Genomic DNA, 17,328 nt, shown 5'->3' on the forward strand with positions numbered 1-17,328 from the left:
CCTAGAGGTACTTGGTGATTTGCTTGAAAGCTTCCAGTGGTGCGCGCTCGCCATTGCCTAGCGCCGAAACGGTATCCTCCAGGCAGTGATCAATGTGATCCTGGATGAGCGTACGTTTGGCCTGGCAAACTGCTTTTTCAACCGCATGCAGCTGCTGGGCGATGTCCACGCACTCACGACCCTCTTCGATCATGGTGATGATGCCGCGTAAATGCCCATCCGCCCGTTTGAGACGTTTGATGATCGCCTCATGACTTTGGTGGGTGTGGGGATGGCTGTGTTCGTGTTCGTGCTCACTCATGACTTGAGCCTCAGGCCTCAATGAATTACGCTGGCATCCTATCCCCCCCAGGGGGATGCGGTCAAACGCGTAAAAGCCCTATAAACCGAGTTGAAACCCTAACGCCATGTTCAGCAGAACACTGACAACTACGGTGGTAATCGCGCTTGCTCTCGCCATGTTGGTGGCGTGGGCCGGGCATACCTATTCGTTATCAGTGGCGTCGGAACAGCCAGTCTGGGAGATCGCGCAAGACGCCCATCACTCGCACGGCGAAGAGGCCTCAGCCAGCTACTCGAGTCTTTCAGATCACTACCATTCGCCATTGACCCCTGATCACCAGCACGAAACACCGCAACTCACAGCGGCGTTGATGCTGGCGACATCCCCAATGCTATCCATCCGGGTCGATGCGCTTCGAGACTCTATTCCCCTGCCGCCGATATTCTTGATCGAGCGTCCACCCCGTCCTTCGTTCGCATCTTGACCTTGGCCGCACTGCGGCCTTCGATCTCTGCAACGTAGGATTGATATATGCATTCGTACTCGATGAGCGGCGTCGGCGCGTTTACTGCGCCTTTGCACCGCCCCGTATTGCTGTTGTTTTTACTTGTCGCTGCACTTTTCCTGGGAATGCCCGAGGCGATGGCTCACGCCGTCGCGGAAGGTGACAAAGGCTTCATCCAGGAAAGCTCCGGCGTCATGTTGCTGCCCTTCATTTACATGGGCGCCAAGCACATGATGACCGGGTACGACCACCTGCTGTTTCTGTTCGGGGTGATCTTCTTCCTCTATCGCCTGAAAGACGTGGGGCTGTATGTCACGCTGTTCGCTGTAGGCCATTCGGTCACGCTGCTGCTTGGCGTACTTACAGAGGTCAGCATCAGCTCGTACATCATCGACGCCATCATCGGCTTCTCGGTGGTGTACAAGGCGCTCGACAACCTGGGCGCATTCCAGCGCTGGTTCGGTTTCCAACCCAACACCAAAGTGGCCACGCTGATCTTCGGCTTGCTCCACGGTTTTGGTCTGGCGACGAAGATCCAGGAATACGAGATCTCACCTGATGGCCTGATTCCGAACCTGATCGCCTTCAACGTTGGTGTTGAGATCGGCCAGTTACTGGCCCTCAGCGCGATTCTCATTTTGATGGGTTATTGGCGGCGCACCGGCAGTTTTTGGCGCCACGCCTATACCGCCAACGTCGCCATGATGAGTGCCGGTTTCCTCTTGATGGGTTACCAGATCACCGGCCTGTTTGTCTCCGCGTAAGGAATTCTGACCATGTTCAATACTCCGCTTCCAACTGTTAATGAATTGCCAAGCACTCGCAAACTGGTGCGCTCCACTGTTATTGCCCTGCTGACTGCGGTCGGCCTGCTGGTGACAGTGGTTATGCCTTCGGAATATGCCGTCGATCCAACGGGTGTGGGCCGAGCACTGGGACTGACCCAAATGGGCGAATTGAAGATCATCCTTGCCCAAGAGGCTTTAGCGGATGCAGCTCCGCCGCAAGCATCGGCATCGGCATCGGCATCGGCTCCAGCTCCAGCTCCAGCTCCAGCTCCAGCTCCAGCTCCGGAGGTTGCGCAAGTCCAACCGATTGCGAAACCGGTGGCGACACCTGCCCCTACTTTGAAAACGGATCAAATGACCGTCACGCTCAAGCCTGGCGAAGGGAAAGAAATCAAACTTGAAGTCCTCAAAGGCAAGACTGTTAGCTATGAATGGACTGCGGTTGGTGGGCCAGTAAATTACGAGACTCACGGCGAGCCGTACAACGGTGAAAAGGGCTACTTCCATAGTTACGGAAAAGACAGGCAAGTCAAAGATAACAAGGGGCAGTTCACCGCAATTTTTGACGGCACTCATGGCTGGTTTTGGCGTAATCGCAGCAACCAGGACGTGACTATCTCACTGAAAACCAACGGCGATTACTTGGGCGTCAAACAGTAATCCGGAGCAGCGAAGGCTGCTCTACTGCCAGAGAGGCTGAGTTCAGGTTGCCCACATGCCATTCAATTTCATTCATTTATGAAGAGTCTTCCAATGAACACCCCAACAACCTTGATCCGTTCGATGCTCCTGATCTGCTTCCTAGGCTTGATGACCGCGTGCGGTGGTGGTGAAAAAAACGCAACCTCCGAGAGCGCCGAACACGGTCATTCACACGAGTGACGCCATAAATAAACAAGGCCGCAATGCGGCCTTGTTCCACCAAGAAGGGCCGCCCGAGCTTTCTTTTGTTCTTAGTCAGCAGGCCACGCAGGTAAGCGGATCACGAAGGTCGTATGGCAGTCTCTGGAGACGCATCCGACGGTGCCGTCATGGGCGTCAACCAATGATTTGACGATTGCCAAACCTAGCCCAGCATTGTTTGTAGCACCATCTCTACGTGCGGGATCAGCTCTGTAAAAGCGGTCAAACAGGCGGGGCAGATGCTCTGCTGCTATCTCCTCTCCGAGATTCGTCACTGACACGCTGATCATGCTACCCAACGACTCGATTTTTACGGAGACAGTGCAGTCAGGAGGGGTATACCTGAGCGCATTAGAAAGTAAATTCGAGATCATCCTATCCAACATCGTACCGTCACCATAGACCGCGCCGTGTCCGGAGACTTGTAGCTTTGCTCCGGTGTCTTCTGCCAGCAACTGGTAATACTCGAAAAGTTTTTCGACCACCGAACGCAACTCGACTTTCTCTTTGGCAGGTAGAACCAGACCGTTGTCCGATTTTGCTAAGAAAAGCATGCCGTCAATAATGCTGGAGAGTCGGTTCAGATCCTCCAGGTTTGAATAGAGATTCTCTTCATAAGTGTCCGGTGCACGTTTCTTTGAAAGGATGACTTCGGTGTGTGTACGCAGATTGCTGATAGGGGTTCGTAGCTCGTGCGCAATATCGGCTGAAAAGTTGGACAGCCGAACAAAAGACTCTTCAAGGCGAGCAAGCATGGCGTTGAAAGAAGAGACAAGGCTCTCAAGCTCACGAGGCACCGAGTCCATCGGGATGCGTTCTTTCAGCGAACCGGCTGACATTGAGGCCGCGACTTGCGTCACCTGTGCGACCGGCTTTAACCCGCTGCGCGCCACCAGCCACCCTAACGCTGCGCTGACCAGAGCGCTGATAGCCAGCCCAATGACCAGCCACCAACGCAAAGTTTCAACGAAGTGCATGTGACTGGTGATATCCATACTTAACCATGCGGTTAGTGGCTCAGCTTCATTCACTAAATGAACTTGGGCCTTCATGCCCCTATACGTATGGCCGCCAGCCGTCCACGCCAACAAACCTTCCCCAGCCTCATGAACCTCAGCGGTAGGCTGTGCAGTTCCGTTGGGAGTAGCGAAGATCGTCCTCCCTCCGTTGGTGACAATCGATGCTGAAAGCTCCTGATGGGCGCCCAGCAGGGCTTGCAGTTGTAACACCACTTCTGAAGAGTCTACGGAGCCGGCCTCGCCATCCATGATTTGCCGAATGGATACGAGCTTTTCCGTCATCGCTTGACGGTCGAGCACTTTGAAGTGATGTCTACTAAACGCATCGAAGGTAAAGCCTGCTACAACCAGCACGGCTACCACGGCACAGACAAACATCATGCTCAAACGGAAGGTAAGAGATACACGCTTCATTCAGTATCCGGCGCATCTAGCATGTAGCCCATTCCCCTGGTGGTCTGAATCAGCTTAGTGTCGAAATCATCATCGATTTTGGCCCGGAGCCGGCGAATTGCTACTTCGATCACGTTGGTATCACTGTCGAAGTTCATATCCCAAACCTGCGATGCGATCAGTGATTTTGGCAGGACTTCCCCTCTACGGCGCATAAGGAGTTCTAAGAGGGAGAATTCTTTGGCGGTGAGGTCAATGCGTCGACCTGAGCGGGAGGCACGTCGTTTCAGAAGATCGACCTCCAGATCGCCGATTTTGATAGATGTTTGGTTGGGTACGGCTGAACCACGGCGGAGCAAGCTTCTGACGCGAGCAAGCAATTCGGAAAATGCGAAAGGTTTGACTAGATAATCGTCCGCTCCTAGTTCCAATCCTTTGACCCGGTCATCAACCCCATCCCTGGCTGTCAGAAACAAAACAGGAACTGAGCTCCCGGCTGTGCGGACAGATCGAATGACCTCCCAGCCGTCCAGGCCGGGCATCATTATGTCCAGGATCAGAAGGTCATAGGTCTCATTTAACGCATGGTGCAACGCCTCTGTTCCCGTCACAACCCGGTCAACAGTGAAGCCAGCCTCCACCAGACCCTGCTGTAGGTACATTCCGATTTTGGGTTCGTCTTCTGCGACCAAGAGTTTCATGCCCAGGCTCCGGTTTGCGGTGTTCTAGTGTGCTACCAATCTGACAACAGTGCGCAAGCTTACGTAAATGTAATTGCCTCAACAGCCAACACATACCTCCCATTCACGATAGGCCGGCGTCCGATGACAGCGGCTGTCAGGCGGCTTACAAAAATGTAATCAGCGATCTGAGCTTTTTGCGCTTAACCTACCTCCAACCACTGCGGAAGCACGGCTGCTGGCCAAGACTAGGGCTTGCAGAGCAACCGCATACTAAAACGCTACGAGGTACATCGAATGTTCAAACGAAAGCTATCGCTCGCCGTGGCCTTGATGATTTGTGGTGTCGCGCAGGCAGCTGAGCCGCTCACAATCGATGTGCATCGTGACGCGAACTGCGGATGCTGCAAGGAGTGGGTCAAGCACCTCGAATCGAATGGATTCAAGGTGGTCGACCACGTGGAAACCAACATGAACGCTATCAAGCAGAACTTGGGCGTGCCACAGGGACTCGCTTCATGCCATACGGCTGTAATCGACGGCAAATTCGTGGAGGGTCATGTCCCAGCGGATGAAATCAAGAAACTGACGGGGCGTTCAGACCTCGCAGGAGTTGCAGTGCCAGGCATGCCGGCAGGTTCTCCTGGTATGGACTACGGCCAGACTCATCAACCTTATCAAGTCCTGGGGCTCACCAAGGCAGGTGCGCAAGAGGTGCTCGCTGACTACCCGATCAGTCGATAATCGATGTCAAGATCTGAGTACCCTCGGGGTCGCTCGGATCTAGCTCCTGGATCACCCTTGAGCCATCTCGATTGAGGGGCTCAATGTTCCTAGCCAAGCCACCAAGCAAACGATGACGACAGCACAGGTCGCTTCGATCAAGACACTTTTCTTCAAAGCAGTTGCTGCCATCCAGTAATCCCCTGCTTCTAGAGCGCGCTCTAGTGAGGGACTCAGGTAGAAACGATTGAGGGTAGCAAGTCCAATCATGCCGGCGAAAAGCAAAACTTTAATTATCAGAAGAATGCCATAGGTGCTAGTTACGAGTTCGATCACTGTCGGCCCGACAATGAAGAGATAATTAGCGACGCCAGTAATTATGATTGTGCCAACAATAAATCCGCCCGCTGTTTCGAATCCTTTAAGCGCTCGTGACAGCACTCTAACGAGTTGCTCCGAATTAGCCCCTTTAATCCTCAACATGAGACTAAAGGCCGCGAGAGCTCCGATCCAGCCGCCAGCGGCGAGGAGATGCAGAATATCAGCTGCAAAGTGCCAGAATCGCTGAGTACCTTCGTCCATCGCCCCATGACCTGTCCACGCGAGCGTAGACAAAGCGATGCCGCCTGCCAAGGTCGCAACCCAGAGGCTCCCTGTTGGCCATCGCGTGCTCTGACTTGCGACAAAAATCACCGCTGCCAGCGAGATCACGCGCGTCATCCAGCTATAGCCAATCTCAGTCTCGTACAACATCATTTCCAGATGAGGTTGCAGCTCCGCCCAGTCGGATGCGCCGCTCATATTTTTTGCCATGACGATGAAGGTGGCTATCGACAAAAACACACCAACAGCAGCGATGCCAGGTATTAGCGACCCAAAATGCAACACCGCGCCTGAGACGCGCTCTTTTCCCCGAAAGCTGTAAAGCCCGAAGACTGCTAGGCCGAACAGGAGCATCAGGTCTAAGTAGAGCGCGAATCGCAGCACCACATTTAATGAGTCGCTCATACTTATTTCACTTTGAACGTTACGGCGCCGGTGATCGGGTGGGTGTCGGACGAAACGGCTCGCCACTCCACTTTATAGGTGCCGGTTGTGAGGGGTGAGACAGGGGTAACGATCATCGTTTTAGGATCACTGCCGCCGGCCACGCTCGCCTTCACACCCATAGGTGAGTTTGGCATACCAGGCATGTCGGTCATGATCAACTTGGCTCCGGAAAACTGGGTTACCAAATTCTCGGAAAAGTGCAGCTCAATTTTTGCTGGGGCCTGACCGTTCTCACCTTCAGCCGGAGTTGAAGACAACAACTTTGGGTGAGCTTGCGCAACTGCACTGAGCAGTAGGCTGGATGCAATAGCGACGGCAACAACACAGGACTTGAAAACAGACATGCAAGGCTCCTCACAGCGCTTAGCTGTTGTAATGAGGTTAGGTAATTATTTGGTGCCGCTAACTTCGATTTAGAACCACACTCGGACGTAACCGTCCGGCCAACTCACCTTCCTGACCCCGACGCCAAAGGCGATGGTGTCCACCTAATTTAAGTGGACACCATTTCTAGCCTTTTAAGCGGGTCTTTCCATGCAGTCACAACGCCGTTCCTATTCAAAATCCTTCAAGGCCCAAGTTGTCCAAGAGTGCGCCCAGCCCGGCGCATCGATTGCCAGCGTCGCGCAGAAGCACAGCCTTAACGCGAACCTCGTACATAAATGGATTAGGGTACTCACGAACAAAACCATGGCGCTGCAACCTGCTTTCATTCCAGTGCCCTTGCCGCTAGCCGGAGGACATTCGCAGGCAGCTTCATCAAGTATCTGCATTGAAATCCAGCACCCGCGTGGCACCGTCAAAGTGAACTGGCCGACCGAAAGCGCTGTCGCCTGTGCCACCTTTCTGCGAGACCTGTTGGAATGATTCGGATCGATGCCATCTGGCTTGCCACCGAGCCTATGGACATGCGCGCCGGTACCGAGACCGCGCTGGCCAGGGTGATCGCGGTGTTCGGTGTGGCGAAGCCGCACTGCGCATACCTCTTCGCTAATCGCCGTGCCAACCGAATGAAAGTCTTGGTGCATGACGGTGTGGGCATTTGGCTGGCAGCGCGACGATTGAACCAAGGCAAGTTTCATTGGCCCGGCATCCGTCACGGATCGGAAGTCGAACTCGATAACGAGCAACTTCAAGCCTTGGTACTGGGTTTGCCGTGGCAGCGGGTCGGCGCAGGCAGCGCGATCACAGTGCTTTAGCCCCTGCCATTAGCCCATCGGTTTATCGCTGTTGACGACCTACTCTGACACAATCAGCGGCATGACTTCCTCGCCCAATCTCGACCAGATGACACCGGAACAGCTGCGCGGCTTGGCCGAACAGGCTATGCAGTTGCTGTCCCAGGTCGACTCCATGAGCCAGAAAATCCAACGCCTCGAAACGGTCAACGAGCAACTGGCTCATGAAATCGCCATCCTCAAGCGACACAAGTTCGCCAAGCGCAGCGAGCAACTGAGCCCCGACCAAGGCAGTCTGCTTGATGATCTGCTCGATACCGATATCGCAGCTATCGAAGCCGAGCTGAAGGCAGCCAATCCGCCGGCCGCACCGGCCGAGCCACGTCATAAGCCCAAGCGTGCACCACTGCCGCCGCAGTTTCCGCGAACCGTGATCCGTCACGAACCAGAGAATACTCAGTGCGTGTGCGGCTGCCAGCTTCAGCGAATCGGCGAAGACGTCAGCGAGAAGCTCGATTACACTCCGGGCGTGTTCACAGTTGAGCGGCATGTGCGTGGAAAATGGACGTGTCGTCAGTGTGAAACACTGATCCAGGCGCCTGTACCGGCCCAAGTGATCGACAAGGGCATCCCGACCGCAGGCCTGTTGGCCCACGTGATGGTGGCGAAGTTCGCCGACCATTTACCGCTGTACCGGCAGGAGAAGATTTTTGGTCGGGCCGGACTGCCCATCGCCCGTTCGACACTGGCGCAATGGATCGGACAGACCGGTGTGCAGCTCCAGCCTCTGGTCGATGCGCTGCGTGAGCATGTGTTGGCCCAGGGCGTGATCCACGCCGATGAGACCCCGGTTCAGATGCTCGCACCAGGCGAAAAGAAAACCCACCGCGCTTACGTGTGGGCCTATAGCACCACGCCTTTCTCGGCCCTAAAGGCCGTGGTCTACGACTTCAGCCCCAGCCGTGCCGGCGAACATGCGCGTAACTTCCTGGGCACGTGGAACGGTAAGCTGGTCTGCGATGACTTCGCCGGCTACAAGGCCAGCTTCGAGCTGGGCATCACCGAAATCGGCTGCATGGCCCATGCACGCCGCAAATTCTTCGACCTGCATGCAGCCAATAAAAGCCAGTTGGCGGAGCAGGCGCTTCACTCGATTGGCGGGTTGTATGAAGTCGAGCGACACGCCAAGGAAATGAGCGACGAAGCCCGCTGGCGATTACGTCAGGAAACAGCGGTGCCCATCGCTGAAAAACTGCATGAGTGGATGTTGGCCCAACGCGAACTTGTGCCCGAGGGTTCGGCCACGGCCAAGGCCCTGGATTACAGCCTTAAACGCTGGGTAGCGCTGACGCGCTACCTGGAAGATGGTGCTGTGCCCATCGACAATAACCAGATCGAGAATTTGATCCGGCCGTGGGCGCTTGGGCGCTCGAACTGGTTATTTGCCGGGTCGCTGCGCAGTGGAAAAAGGGCGGCGGCAATCATGAGCCTGATCCAGTCGGCGCGTATGAATGGGCACGATCCGTATGCCTATCTCAAGGATGTACTGATGCGGCTTCCGACACAGCGGGCGAGCGAAATCACGCAATTACTCCCGCAGCATTGGATGCTTGCCTGAGGCAGGCTAAGTGGACTTCGCCAAATAGTCAGCTCAAAGGCTGATTGGCATCAACAATTCGGAAGCGACTTTTCTCAGCATGTAGGTTTCGCGCAGAATTGATTGCCCCATCGAAGACTCGTGCCGCTGCATAACGGCTTCATTGTGCGTGATTGCTTCATGCAGGTTGATCCAGACAGGCCGCATACCATTAGCGATTTCGTGGCTTTCCATTCTCACGGGCTCTAGCTGGGGCGCTACTTCGCATTGATAAAAATGCGAGGTCATGTGCATCAGATCGTACTGTGGCTTCCAGTAGGACCGGTACTCCTCGATGTAACCGTAGTGCTGGAGCACCTGTATTTCACGGGCACCAGTCTCTTCCTCCAGCTCACGCTTCAGGCCTGTGACAATGTCCTCGTCAACATCAAGGCCGCCTCCAGGAAAGCTGAAGTCGTTATAGCGCTCGGTGAACAGCAACAGGATCTGCTCACCCCGCATCACGATGCCGCGTGCTGCATGTCGACGGAATACTCTGCCCTGCTTGGATTTCAGCTCGGGGTGAACAATTTCAGTTATGAGTTGCATGGGGCTCGTTACGGCAAGATCAGTTAGTCATCGTCCAGGGTGGCCACGGCATTTCCGCAGTTCTGGAAATACTGTGGCCAGTGGAACTGGCTCAGCGAAGCAGCAATACGGGTAAAGTGGATGTTCGCAGCATCGTCGTGGTCGTGCTACCTATCAGAAACTGCCTGATGCGTGAGTGCCCGTACGCCCCCATGACCAAGAGGTCAATGCCGTGCTCTGCCTGATACGCATGCAGTGTGGACTCTACTTCGCCTGGGCGGATCTCGGTATGCACCAGCGAGCCGGAAGAGGCAAGCGTGGTTCGTGCCTTCTCCAGCGCGTTCTGGTTGTCTTCAGAATCCGCTCCAACCATGACGATATGAATTGGCAGGCCTTCACACAGCGGGCTTGAAGCAAGCATCTGTACGGTCTTGTGGCATGTAGCACTGCCGTCAAATGCCACCATGACCGTTTCAGGTTTCCTGAAATGGCTGGTTGTAATCAGGATGGGGCGGTGGATAGTTCGGACTACCGCTTCAATCTGGCTGCCAAGACTTTGGGCACTGCGCGTGCTGTCCTCACCGACTCTTCCAATCACCAGTAACCGAATATCGTCTTGGAGATCGCTCAGGCTCTCGACGAGATGGCCATGGCGCTGCTTCATATCGGGTGACATGGCGCCAGAGTGGACTGTTCGCTCGCGAGCTTTTTCAAGCATGTGCTGCCCATGCTCCAAGGCCAGTTTTGCCCGCTGCGCATCCAGCGTGGCCAACTCTTCCAGTAGATGTTCTCTGCTACCGAGACCGATATTGCCGCTAAGATCAGCGGATGCAGGATACTTCTCCTTATCCAGCACATGAAGCAAGGTCAGGGGAGCGCTGAGTCGTTGCGAGGCCCATGCTGCGTAATCGCAGACCGCCAATGAGGATTGTGAGTTATCAATGCATGCCATTACGTGGGTCATTGTCGTTCTCCTTAGTGGCTCATGAGCTTGTCGATGGCGCCGGGCTTGTCATGCACGCCGAAGCGGTCAACGATTGTTGCGCTGGCTTCATTGAGACCGAGCACTTCAACCTCAGCTCCTTCGCGTCGGAACTTGATTACGACCTTATCCAGCGCTGCGACGGCGGTGATATCCCAGAAATGCGCCTGTGTGAGATCGATGGTGACCTTGTTGAGCGCCTCCTTGAAGTCAAAAACCTCAGTGAACTTGTCCGCAGAGCTAAAGAACACCTGGCCCACGACGCGGTAAGTCCGATGCGATTTCGTCTCTTCAAGAGTGCTCTTGATATCCAGGTAGTGCCCGACCTTGTTTGCGAAGAACAGGGAGGCCAGCAGCACACCTACCAGTACGCCGTAAGCCAGATTGTGAGTGGCCACGACGACCACGACGGTCGCCACCATGACGAGGTTGGTCGACAGCGGATGCTCTTTCAGATTACGCAAGGAATCCCAGCTAAAGGTGCCGATGGACACCATGATCATTACAGCCACGAGTGCGGCCATAGGGATTTTGGAGAGCCATTCGCCAAGAAATACCACCATCAGCAGCAGGAAAACGCCGGCACACAATGTCGAGAGACGGGTGCGGCCGCCAGATTTCACGTTGATGATCGACTGGCCGATCATGGCGCAACCTGCCATACCGCCAAGCATGCCGGCAGCGATGTTGGCCACACCCTGGCCTTTGCACTCGCGGTTTTTGTTGCTGGTGGTATCCGTCAGGTCGTCGACGATGGTCGCGGTCATCATCGACTCCAGTAGGCCTACAACTGCCAGCGCTGCGGAGTAAGGAAAGATGATCCGCAGGGTTTCAAAGTTCAGCGGCACTTCAGGCCACAGAAAAATCGGCAGCGTGTCCGGCAGTTGGCCCATGTCACCGACGGTGCGGATATCCAAACCGAGGTAAATGGCGATGGCAGTCAGCGTCAGAATGCACACCAACGGAGAGGGAATCAGCTTGCCGATTTTCGGTACATACGGGAACAGGTAGATGATTCCCAGGCCCGCAGCGGTCATGGCATAGACATGCCAGGTGACATTGGTCAGCTCAGGCAATTGCGCCATAAAAATCAGAATCGCCAATGCGTTTACGAAGCCGGTGACTACCGAACGTGAAACAAAGCGCATCAACGAGCCAAGCTTCAGGTAGCCGGCAAGGATTTGAAGTACGCCACATAGTAGAGTCGCGGCCAGCAGGTACTGGAGTCCATGCTCTTTTACCAGCGTAACCATCAGCAGTGCCATGGCGCCTGTCGCCGCCGAGATCATTCCGGGGCGCCCGCCGACAAAGGCGATGACAGCACAGATACAGAAGGAGGCGTAGAGACCGACTTTGGGATCTACCCCGGCGATGATGGAAAAGGCGATGGCTTCCGGGATCAGCGCGAGTGCGACCACCAGCCCCGCGAGCACGTCGGCACGGACGTTGGAAAACCACGTTTGTCTAAGTTTTTGCAGCATATAAATATCCAAGGCAAAGCATCGCGCACGCCAAGGGAGTGGCGAGCGAATCGATACAAATTCAAATTTTGAGGATTTTTTGCTGTGTGCTTAAGGTGTAAAACCAGGCGTACAGCAGTGAGCACCCGCGAGCGAGGCTAGCGGAAGCAGGTTGTTGCGAGGGGGCGTAGCGCTAAGGCGGCGTAGGCTGCCAGTAGATCGTTTGGAGTACAGTCATGCTGATGTTCCTGTAGCTCAAGGGGTATGCGGAGCCGAAGTATACAATGAAGCCATCGTCGATTGCGACCCGCTGGCAGGCTCTGCATGACCTACGTCAGATACAGGCTTATTCAATGGGTATACCTGCGGGCAAGGCTTTGTTTTCCACCCGTTCTTGTCCGAGCTGGTCTGTGTGCTGAGGGGTGAGTTGGCCAGACGGTTACACTCGGACGCCGAGCACTAGGCGTGCTTCGTTATTATCTTCGCCTTCATCGCGGGCATAGTCTGCGGTTTTGCCGTAAGCCCGATTCCAAGTTACACCGACGTAAGGTGTGAATTGCGGACGGATTTCGTACCGGAGCCGCAAACCAATCTCACTTTCAGACAGCCCTGATCCAACTCCACGTTGGGGATCGTTTTTGCCATAGAAATTGAATTCTGCCGTCGGTTGCAGAATCAGCTTATTGGTAAGGAGAATGTCGTAGTCACCCTCCAACCGAGCAGCGGTCTGGCCACCTTCACCCAGATAAGCAGTAGCCTGGGCCTCGAAATTGTAGAGCGCCAGGCCCTGAATACCGAAAGCAGCCCACGTTTGTGGGTCGCCTGGTTTGAAGTCTTGACGAACCCCACCGACTAAATCCCACCAAGGGCTAATGGAGTGGCCCCAAAGTGCCTGAACCTCTGCTTCCTCAGTCTTCCCATTGGTGCGCTCACCTTCGGAGCGCAACCATAGCCGATCAACATCTCCCCCTATCCAACCTTGTGCTTCCCAGTTCAGCGCGCTTCCATCGTCAGCATCCTGCCATTCCAGTTTTTCAAATATAAAAAATGAGTTGATTGCAGTGTCATGAACTTCATGACCACCAGGGGCGTTATAGACTGCGGCTCTGTCAGCATCGGTAAGTGGTGGTATCGGAGTCCGGCTTTGAGTTAGTGGTTGCTTGGCGGGCTGCATACCCTCCATTTTGCTGTGATCCATGCCCTGCATCTGGCTGTGATCCATGCCCTGCATTTGGCCGTGATCCATGCCCTGCATCTGCCCAGCGGCCACGCCCTGGCTAGACTCAGCAGCTGCCGGCAAGGCAACACCAGCAGTGAGAGCGACCGTGAGTACAGCCGAGTGCATGCGAGTCCCGCTTAAGAAATTACTCATAGCCATCTCCTTATTCCTCCACGCGCACTTCACGGAACATGCCCATTTCCATGTGGTATAGGAGATGGCAGTGATAGGCCCAGCGTCCCAGCGCATCTGCAGTCACCCGGTAGCTGCGCTTTGATCCTGGCGGCATATCGATGGTGTGTTTGCGGACAAGGAATTGCCCGTTTTCGTCTTCAAGGTCGCTCCACATGCCGTGCAAGTGGATGGGATGGGTCATCATTGTGTCGTTGACGAGAACGATGCGGACTCGCTCGCCATATTTCAGCTTTAATGGCTCGGCGTCCGAAAACTTCACGCCGTTGAAAGACCAGGAAAACTTCTCCATATGACCGGTCAAATGCAATTCGATGGTTCGACTTGGCTCACGGCCATCCGGATCTTCAAATGTGCTCTTTAGGTCAGAGTACGTCAGTACCTTTCGGCCATTCTCCCGAAGGCCCATGCCAGGATCATCAAGCTTTGGCGACGTTGACATGGCCTGCATGTCGACGAGAGGATTGTTGAACTCTGTGGCTGGGTGCGACTGCATTTCCCCCATACCACTCATGCCGCCCATGGACATCTTGCTGTGATCCATTCCCTGCATGCTGTCCATACCGGACATGCCTTGCATAGCACCAGAGCTATCTTTCATGTCGCCGCCGTCCATCCCCGACATACCCTGCATTGAGCTGTCTTCCGTACCGGCCATCTTGCTGTGATCCATTGCAGCCATGTCGCCCATACCACCCATCGCGCCATGATCCATACCGGCCATACCCATGTCGGCCATGGTGACTAGAGGACGAGGGTCTAGCGCAGGTACTGGAGCAGTCATGCCAGACCGGACAGCCAAGGTGCCTCGGGCGTAACCCGACCGATCCATCGACTGCGCAAACAGTGTGTAGGCCTCTTGCGTGGGTTCGACGATCACGTCGAAAGTCTCGGCAGTGGCGATCCTGAACTCATCCACGCTTACCGGTTTGACGTATTGGCCATCAGCGGCCACAACAGTCATCTTCAAACCTGGAATTCGTACATCAAAGTAGGACATGGCTGAACCATTGATGAACCTCAACCTGAGCTTTTCGCCAGGTTTGAAGGTGCCAGTCCAATTGGAGTCCGGAGCCTGTCCGTTCATCAAGTAGGTGTACGTCGCACCACTGACGTCCGCAATGTCCGTAGGATTCATCTTCATCTCGGCCCACATCTTGCGATCAGCGACGGTCGCTGACCAACCTTTGTCAGCCACGTCATTGATGAAGTCACCCACTGTTCGCTTATGGGTGTTGTAGTAGTCCGCCTGTTTCTTCAGTGTTTTCATCAGCGAAGCAGGATTTTCATCAGTCCAGTCACTAAGCATCACCACGAGGTCGCGGTCATACTCAAAAGGCTCAGGCTCTTTGGCATCGATGACCAGTGGGCCGTACACACCAACCTGTTCTTGGAAGCCGGAGTGACTGTGATACCAGTACGTTCCGTTCTGCTTGACCTTGAACTGATAGACGTACGTGCCATCAGGCTCAATTCCATGGAAGCTAAGGCCTGGCACACCGTCCATGTTTGCCGGAAGGATAATTCCGTGCCAGTGGATAGAAGTCATATCCTTGAGGCGGTTCTTGACCCGCAAGGTCACGGTATCGCCCTCACGCCAGCGCAGCTGGGGCCCAGGAATCCCGCCATTTATGGTCATGGCCGTCCGGGAGTTCCCAGTGATATTTACCGGTGTTTCTCCGATGAAGAGGTCAAACTCTGTACCTGACAAGACATTGGCATCGCCCACTCTAGGGGCGGCCCAGATAGGGGTATGCCAGAGGCCTAAACCACCGAGAATCCCGCCTGCGGTGAGTCCTTTCACAAAGGTGCGCCGAGAGGTTTTGGCTTGCATACCGATTCATGTCCCGTCAGTCGGATGTTAGATGTGCGCACTGGGCGTGCCCCTAAGGGCTAACGCTAGACGAGCTAGTGCGCTTGATGTATCGGAAGATGCCATAAGCCAGCAAACGGGGTGATTACATTTCAGTAAGCTGGTTGGCTCAGCAATGGTGAGGCTGCTTTTCAGCCTTGAGCTTCTCTTGTGCAATATTTTCTTGCGCCTCAGCTCCGGGGGCAGACTTTCCGGTGGCCATTGCCGTCTGGCGAGCTTGTTCCATGCGCTCAACCGCACGGTCGCCGCCACCTTCGGCAAAGGCCAGGGACGATATAGCCAAACTGAGTGTAAGAATCACAACGTTGGTTGCTTTCATAGTGCATCTCCTTCAAGGAATTGACTCTCGATGAAACCAGAGAGTTTGAGCGTCAGCTCGATGAGGATGATGAGGGGACGTACCTGTCAGCACGCTTAGCCGGTGATTACACTTTTGACAGCACACGGAGAAACTCAACATCTGAAAGATCGACGGGCGTCATAAAATTTGACCGCACCACAGAACCGACAGCCGGCTGCATAAATTGATGTAGATCAACCGTGGCACTTCAATGTGGCGTATGTTGAAAAATCAAAATCCGCTAATCAGTACCGGAGATTCTCCATGTTCTGGTTTCGCCATCGTCAACCAACGTTCATACGCCTCGCCATCGTGCTGTGGGTGTTAGCGTTTGGTCTGGCAGCGACCCAGGGATGTCTGGCACAGCCCAGCCACAATCCGGCTACAACTCATGTCTCGCTGATCACCACGCAAGATCACGATAGCCACGACGCCCATGCCCTCGGTTGCCTTCAGCACTGCGCCGATGCGGCAATAGCTGTAAGTCCTTCGCTCCATCTTCAAATATTTGACCTGTTCAGTTGGACGTTTCTGCTCCTTATCCCAGCGTTGCTGATTTTGTATCCCGCCAATCCCTCCGCTTTTGCCTTTCTTGCATTACGGCGCCCTGTACCGGCCAGACCTCCTGCCCGCCTGATTTTCGTCCGTTTCAACGATTAATCCGACCTTCTGCGCGCCGATCTTCGGCGCACTGTCTGACTGCGCCAACCTGGCGCGGCTTGGTATTACCTGAGTTGTCCTGACCCTTTGGAGATTGCCATGCATGCCACATTGAAATTTATCCTCGCCACCCTGCTCGTGAGCAGCCCACTTATCGCCTCGGCAGTCGATGAGCATCACCCGGAGGGGCAGACCGCGCCCGCCAAGACAAGCGAAGCAGCTACGCCGATGCAAAACAATGTCATGACCGAGCAAATGCAAAAAATGCAGGCTGCACACGACAAGGCAGCCGCCGCCAAGACCCCTGCCGAGCGACACGCCGCCATGCAGGAGAGCATGAAGACGATGAAGGACAGCATGGCCATGATGCATAAGAACTGTCATGGCAAGGGCATGGGCATGGACGGCAACAAAGACGGCATGGAGATGGGAATGATGAACATGATGATGAAAATGATGGATCAGCAAACGAGCATGATGAACATGCCGATGAGCAAGTGACGCGCACAAGCCTGTAGGCAATGCAGCGACGGTTTTACCTTAACCAATATGCCAAGGGTAAAACTGCCGCCCGTTGCACCTTTACGACGTATCACTAAACCGCACTCCCTCAGGAGTACAGAACCATGATGAATTCGCCACATTCCGCTAACACCTCTCCAACATTTTGGAGGAGCAAACCCGGCATAGCACTGGGTATGCTGCTGGTGATCGTGCTGTTCTATCTGGCAAGAGAACACTACGGCCATATGCTGGGTTTACTGCCTTATATGATTTTGCTGTTGTGCCCGCTGATGCATTTTTTCGGGCACCACCACGGTGGTCACAATCATCACGGCGAAACCTCAGTCTCAACCAAGGATGCGAACAGGAGTTAGCTCATGCACACCCCTGAGGTTCGTCAAGAGCACGGCCC

General features: G+C 54.7%; 20 protein-coding genes. 9 read left to right on the top strand and 11 right to left on the bottom strand.

Annotated elements, in window-relative coordinates:
* Position 1: 1 nt before the first annotated feature.
* Positions 2–301, bottom strand: coding sequence for a metal-sensing transcriptional repressor (locus tag NPS58_RS17400; protein WP_032894820.1), 300 nt, complete (start codon positions 299–301; stop codon positions 2–4).
* A 513-nt stretch (positions 302–814) separates the two neighbouring features.
* Between NPS58_RS17400 and NPS58_RS17405 the strand changes: the two genes are divergently transcribed.
* Positions 815–1,552: a HupE/UreJ family protein gene (locus NPS58_RS17405; RefSeq protein ID WP_187679971.1), complete on the top strand. Its 738-nt coding sequence runs from the start codon at positions 815–817 to the stop codon at positions 1,550–1,552.
* A gap of 12 nt (positions 1,553–1,564) precedes the next feature.
* On the top strand, positions 1,565–2,236 hold the full coding sequence (locus NPS58_RS17410) for a transmembrane anchor protein (protein ID WP_274116597.1): 672 nt from the start codon (positions 1,565–1,567) through the stop codon (positions 2,234–2,236).
* Positions 2,237–2,529: 293 nt separating this feature from the next.
* Here the strand turns inward: NPS58_RS17410 and NPS58_RS17415 are convergent, their stop codons facing one another.
* Positions 2,530–3,912, bottom strand: coding sequence for a heavy metal sensor histidine kinase (locus NPS58_RS17415; protein ID WP_274116598.1), 1,383 nt, complete (start codon positions 3,910–3,912; stop codon positions 2,530–2,532).
* Positions 3,909–4,592, bottom strand: a complete 684-nt coding sequence (locus tag NPS58_RS17420) for a heavy metal response regulator transcription factor (RefSeq protein WP_274116599.1) — start codon at positions 4,590–4,592, stop codon at positions 3,909–3,911. The genes NPS58_RS17415 and NPS58_RS17420 overlap by 4 nt, the downstream gene beginning before the upstream one ends.
* Positions 4,593–4,868: 276 nt before the next feature.
* Between NPS58_RS17420 and NPS58_RS17425 the strand changes: the two genes are divergently transcribed.
* Positions 4,869–5,315: a DUF411 domain-containing protein gene (locus tag NPS58_RS17425; RefSeq protein WP_274116600.1), complete on the top strand. Its 447-nt coding sequence runs from the start codon at positions 4,869–4,871 to the stop codon at positions 5,313–5,315.
* A gap of 51 nt (positions 5,316–5,366) precedes the next feature.
* On the opposite strand, the gene copD is transcribed toward NPS58_RS17425, so the two are convergent.
* Both copD and copC read right to left on the bottom strand, forming a co-directional pair.
* A complete protein-coding gene (gene copD / locus NPS58_RS17430) occupies positions 5,367–6,302 on the bottom strand; it encodes a copper homeostasis membrane protein CopD (protein WP_274116601.1) in 936 nt (311 codons plus the stop codon).
* Positions 6,303–6,304: 2 nt separating this feature from the next.
* Positions 6,305–6,688 (bottom strand): copper homeostasis periplasmic binding protein CopC, encoded by a 384-nt coding sequence (gene copC, locus NPS58_RS17435; RefSeq protein ID WP_274116602.1) that lies wholly within the window; start codon positions 6,686–6,688, stop codon positions 6,305–6,307.
* Positions 6,689–6,878: 190 nt separating this feature from the next.
* Between copC and tnpA the strand changes: the two genes are divergently transcribed.
* The 3 genes from tnpA to tnpC all read left to right on the top strand — a co-directional run bounded on the left by tnpA (position 6,879) and on the right by tnpC (position 9,140).
* Positions 6,879–7,211, top strand: coding sequence for an IS66-like element accessory protein TnpA (tnpA, locus tag NPS58_RS17440; RefSeq protein ID WP_009684096.1), 333 nt, complete (start codon positions 6,879–6,881; stop codon positions 7,209–7,211).
* Complete coding sequence (gene tnpB / locus NPS58_RS17445) at positions 7,208–7,543, top strand: IS66 family insertion sequence element accessory protein TnpB (RefSeq protein ID WP_009684097.1); 336 nt, start codon at positions 7,208–7,210, stop codon at positions 7,541–7,543. Before tnpA ends, tnpB begins: the two co-directional genes overlap by 4 nt.
* Before the next feature lie 61 nt (positions 7,544–7,604).
* Positions 7,605–9,140, top strand: coding sequence for an IS66 family transposase (gene tnpC / locus NPS58_RS17450; protein ID WP_009684098.1), 1,536 nt, complete (start codon positions 7,605–7,607; stop codon positions 9,138–9,140).
* A gap of 33 nt (positions 9,141–9,173) precedes the next feature.
* Here tnpC and NPS58_RS17455 read toward each other — a convergent pair whose 3' ends face one another.
* The 6 genes from NPS58_RS17455 to NPS58_RS17480 form a co-directional block, all read right to left on the bottom strand.
* On the bottom strand, positions 9,174–9,707 hold the full coding sequence (locus NPS58_RS17455) for an NUDIX hydrolase (protein ID WP_024947944.1): 534 nt from the start codon (positions 9,705–9,707) through the stop codon (positions 9,174–9,176).
* Positions 9,708–9,798: 91 nt separating this feature from the next.
* Entirely contained in the window at positions 9,799–10,650 is an 852-nt protein-coding gene (locus NPS58_RS17460; protein ID WP_024947943.1) for a universal stress protein, read from the bottom strand.
* An 11-nt stretch (positions 10,651–10,661) separates the two neighbouring features.
* Entirely contained in the window at positions 10,662–12,149 is a 1,488-nt protein-coding gene (locus NPS58_RS17465; protein WP_053870531.1) for a SulP family inorganic anion transporter, read from the bottom strand.
* Positions 12,150–12,567: 418 nt separating this feature from the next.
* On the bottom strand, positions 12,568–13,500 hold the full coding sequence (locus tag NPS58_RS17470) for a copper resistance protein B (protein ID WP_274116603.1): 933 nt from the start codon (positions 13,498–13,500) through the stop codon (positions 12,568–12,570).
* A gap of 10 nt (positions 13,501–13,510) precedes the next feature.
* Complete coding sequence (locus NPS58_RS17475; RefSeq protein WP_274116604.1) at positions 13,511–15,373, bottom strand: copper resistance system multicopper oxidase; 1,863 nt, start codon at positions 15,371–15,373, stop codon at positions 13,511–13,513.
* 148 nt (positions 15,374–15,521) lie between these two features.
* Entirely contained in the window at positions 15,522–15,731 is a 210-nt protein-coding gene (locus tag NPS58_RS17480; RefSeq protein ID WP_253148584.1) for a co-regulatory protein PtrA N-terminal domain-containing protein, read from the bottom strand.
* 285 nt (positions 15,732–16,016) lie between these two features.
* Between NPS58_RS17480 and NPS58_RS17485 the strand changes: the two genes are divergently transcribed.
* The 3 genes from NPS58_RS17485 to NPS58_RS17495 all read left to right on the top strand — a co-directional run bounded on the left by NPS58_RS17485 (position 16,017) and on the right by NPS58_RS17495 (position 17,290).
* Positions 16,017–16,412 carry a hypothetical protein gene (locus tag NPS58_RS17485; protein ID WP_274116605.1) on the top strand — a complete coding sequence of 132 codons (396 nt, stop codon included), beginning with the start codon at positions 16,017–16,019 and terminating at the stop codon, positions 16,410–16,412.
* Positions 16,413–16,511: 99 nt separating this feature from the next.
* The gene (locus NPS58_RS17490) at positions 16,512–16,913 is read left to right on the top strand and encodes a hypothetical protein (protein WP_274116606.1); all 402 of its coding nucleotides are present in this window, start codon (positions 16,512–16,514) and stop codon (positions 16,911–16,913) included.
* A 125-nt stretch (positions 16,914–17,038) separates the two neighbouring features.
* Entirely contained in the window at positions 17,039–17,290 is a 252-nt protein-coding gene (locus tag NPS58_RS17495) for a DUF2933 domain-containing protein (RefSeq protein ID WP_075948124.1), read from the top strand.
* Positions 17,291–17,328: the final 38 nt, after the last annotated feature.

This window comes from Pseudomonas putida, from assembly GCF_028682455.1.
Classification (GTDB): Bacteria; Pseudomonadota; Gammaproteobacteria; order Pseudomonadales; family Pseudomonadaceae; genus Aquipseudomonas; species Aquipseudomonas putida_AA.

What these genes read in the sequence shown, in the direction of transcription:
- NPS58_RS17405 (WP_187679971.1), top strand. Translation starts at nt 815, where the DNA reads ATGCATTCGTACTCGATGAGCGGCGTCGGCGCGTTTACTGCGCCTTTG.
- tnpC (WP_009684098.1), top strand. Translation starts at nt 7,605, where the DNA reads ATGACTTCCTCGCCCAATCTCGACCAGATGACACCGGAACAGCTGCGC.
- NPS58_RS17425 (WP_274116600.1), top strand. Translation starts at nt 4,869, where the DNA reads ATGTTCAAACGAAAGCTATCGCTCGCCGTGGCCTTGATGATTTGTGGT.
- NPS58_RS17485 (WP_274116605.1), top strand. Translation starts at nt 16,017, where the DNA reads ATGTTCTGGTTTCGCCATCGTCAACCAACGTTCATACGCCTCGCCATC.
- NPS58_RS17475 (WP_274116604.1), bottom strand. Translation starts at nt 15,373, where the DNA reads ATGCAAGCCAAAACCTCTCGGCGCACCTTTGTGAAAGGACTCACCGCA.
- NPS58_RS17400 (WP_032894820.1), bottom strand. Translation starts at nt 301, where the DNA reads ATGAGTGAGCACGAACACGAACACAGCCATCCCCACACCCACCAAAGT.
- NPS58_RS17410 (WP_274116597.1), top strand. Translation starts at nt 1,565, where the DNA reads ATGTTCAATACTCCGCTTCCAACTGTTAATGAATTGCCAAGCACTCGC.
- NPS58_RS17415 (WP_274116598.1), bottom strand. Translation starts at nt 3,912, where the DNA reads ATGAAGCGTGTATCTCTTACCTTCCGTTTGAGCATGATGTTTGTCTGT.
- NPS58_RS17480 (WP_253148584.1), bottom strand. Translation starts at nt 15,731, where the DNA reads ATGAAAGCAACCAACGTTGTGATTCTTACACTCAGTTTGGCTATATCG.
- NPS58_RS17470 (WP_274116603.1), bottom strand. Translation starts at nt 13,500, where the DNA reads ATGAGTAATTTCTTAAGCGGGACTCGCATGCACTCGGCTGTACTCACG.
- tnpA (WP_009684096.1), top strand. Translation starts at nt 6,879, where the DNA reads ATGCAGTCACAACGCCGTTCCTATTCAAAATCCTTCAAGGCCCAAGTT.
- NPS58_RS17420 (WP_274116599.1), bottom strand. Translation starts at nt 4,592, where the DNA reads ATGAAACTCTTGGTCGCAGAAGACGAACCCAAAATCGGAATGTACCTA.
- NPS58_RS17490 (WP_274116606.1), top strand. Translation starts at nt 16,512, where the DNA reads ATGCATGCCACATTGAAATTTATCCTCGCCACCCTGCTCGTGAGCAGC.
- NPS58_RS17460 (WP_024947943.1), bottom strand. Translation starts at nt 10,650, where the DNA reads ATGACCCACGTAATGGCATGCATTGATAACTCACAATCCTCATTGGCG.
- tnpB (WP_009684097.1), top strand. Translation starts at nt 7,208, where the DNA reads ATGATTCGGATCGATGCCATCTGGCTTGCCACCGAGCCTATGGACATG.
- NPS58_RS17495 (WP_075948124.1), top strand. Translation starts at nt 17,039, where the DNA reads ATGATGAATTCGCCACATTCCGCTAACACCTCTCCAACATTTTGGAGG.
- copD (WP_274116601.1), bottom strand. Translation starts at nt 6,302, where the DNA reads ATGAGCGACTCATTAAATGTGGTGCTGCGATTCGCGCTCTACTTAGAC.
- NPS58_RS17455 (WP_024947944.1), bottom strand. Translation starts at nt 9,707, where the DNA reads ATGCAACTCATAACTGAAATTGTTCACCCCGAGCTGAAATCCAAGCAG.
- copC (WP_274116602.1), bottom strand. Translation starts at nt 6,688, where the DNA reads ATGTCTGTTTTCAAGTCCTGTGTTGTTGCCGTCGCTATTGCATCCAGC.
- NPS58_RS17465 (WP_053870531.1), bottom strand. Translation starts at nt 12,149, where the DNA reads ATGCTGCAAAAACTTAGACAAACGTGGTTTTCCAACGTCCGTGCCGAC.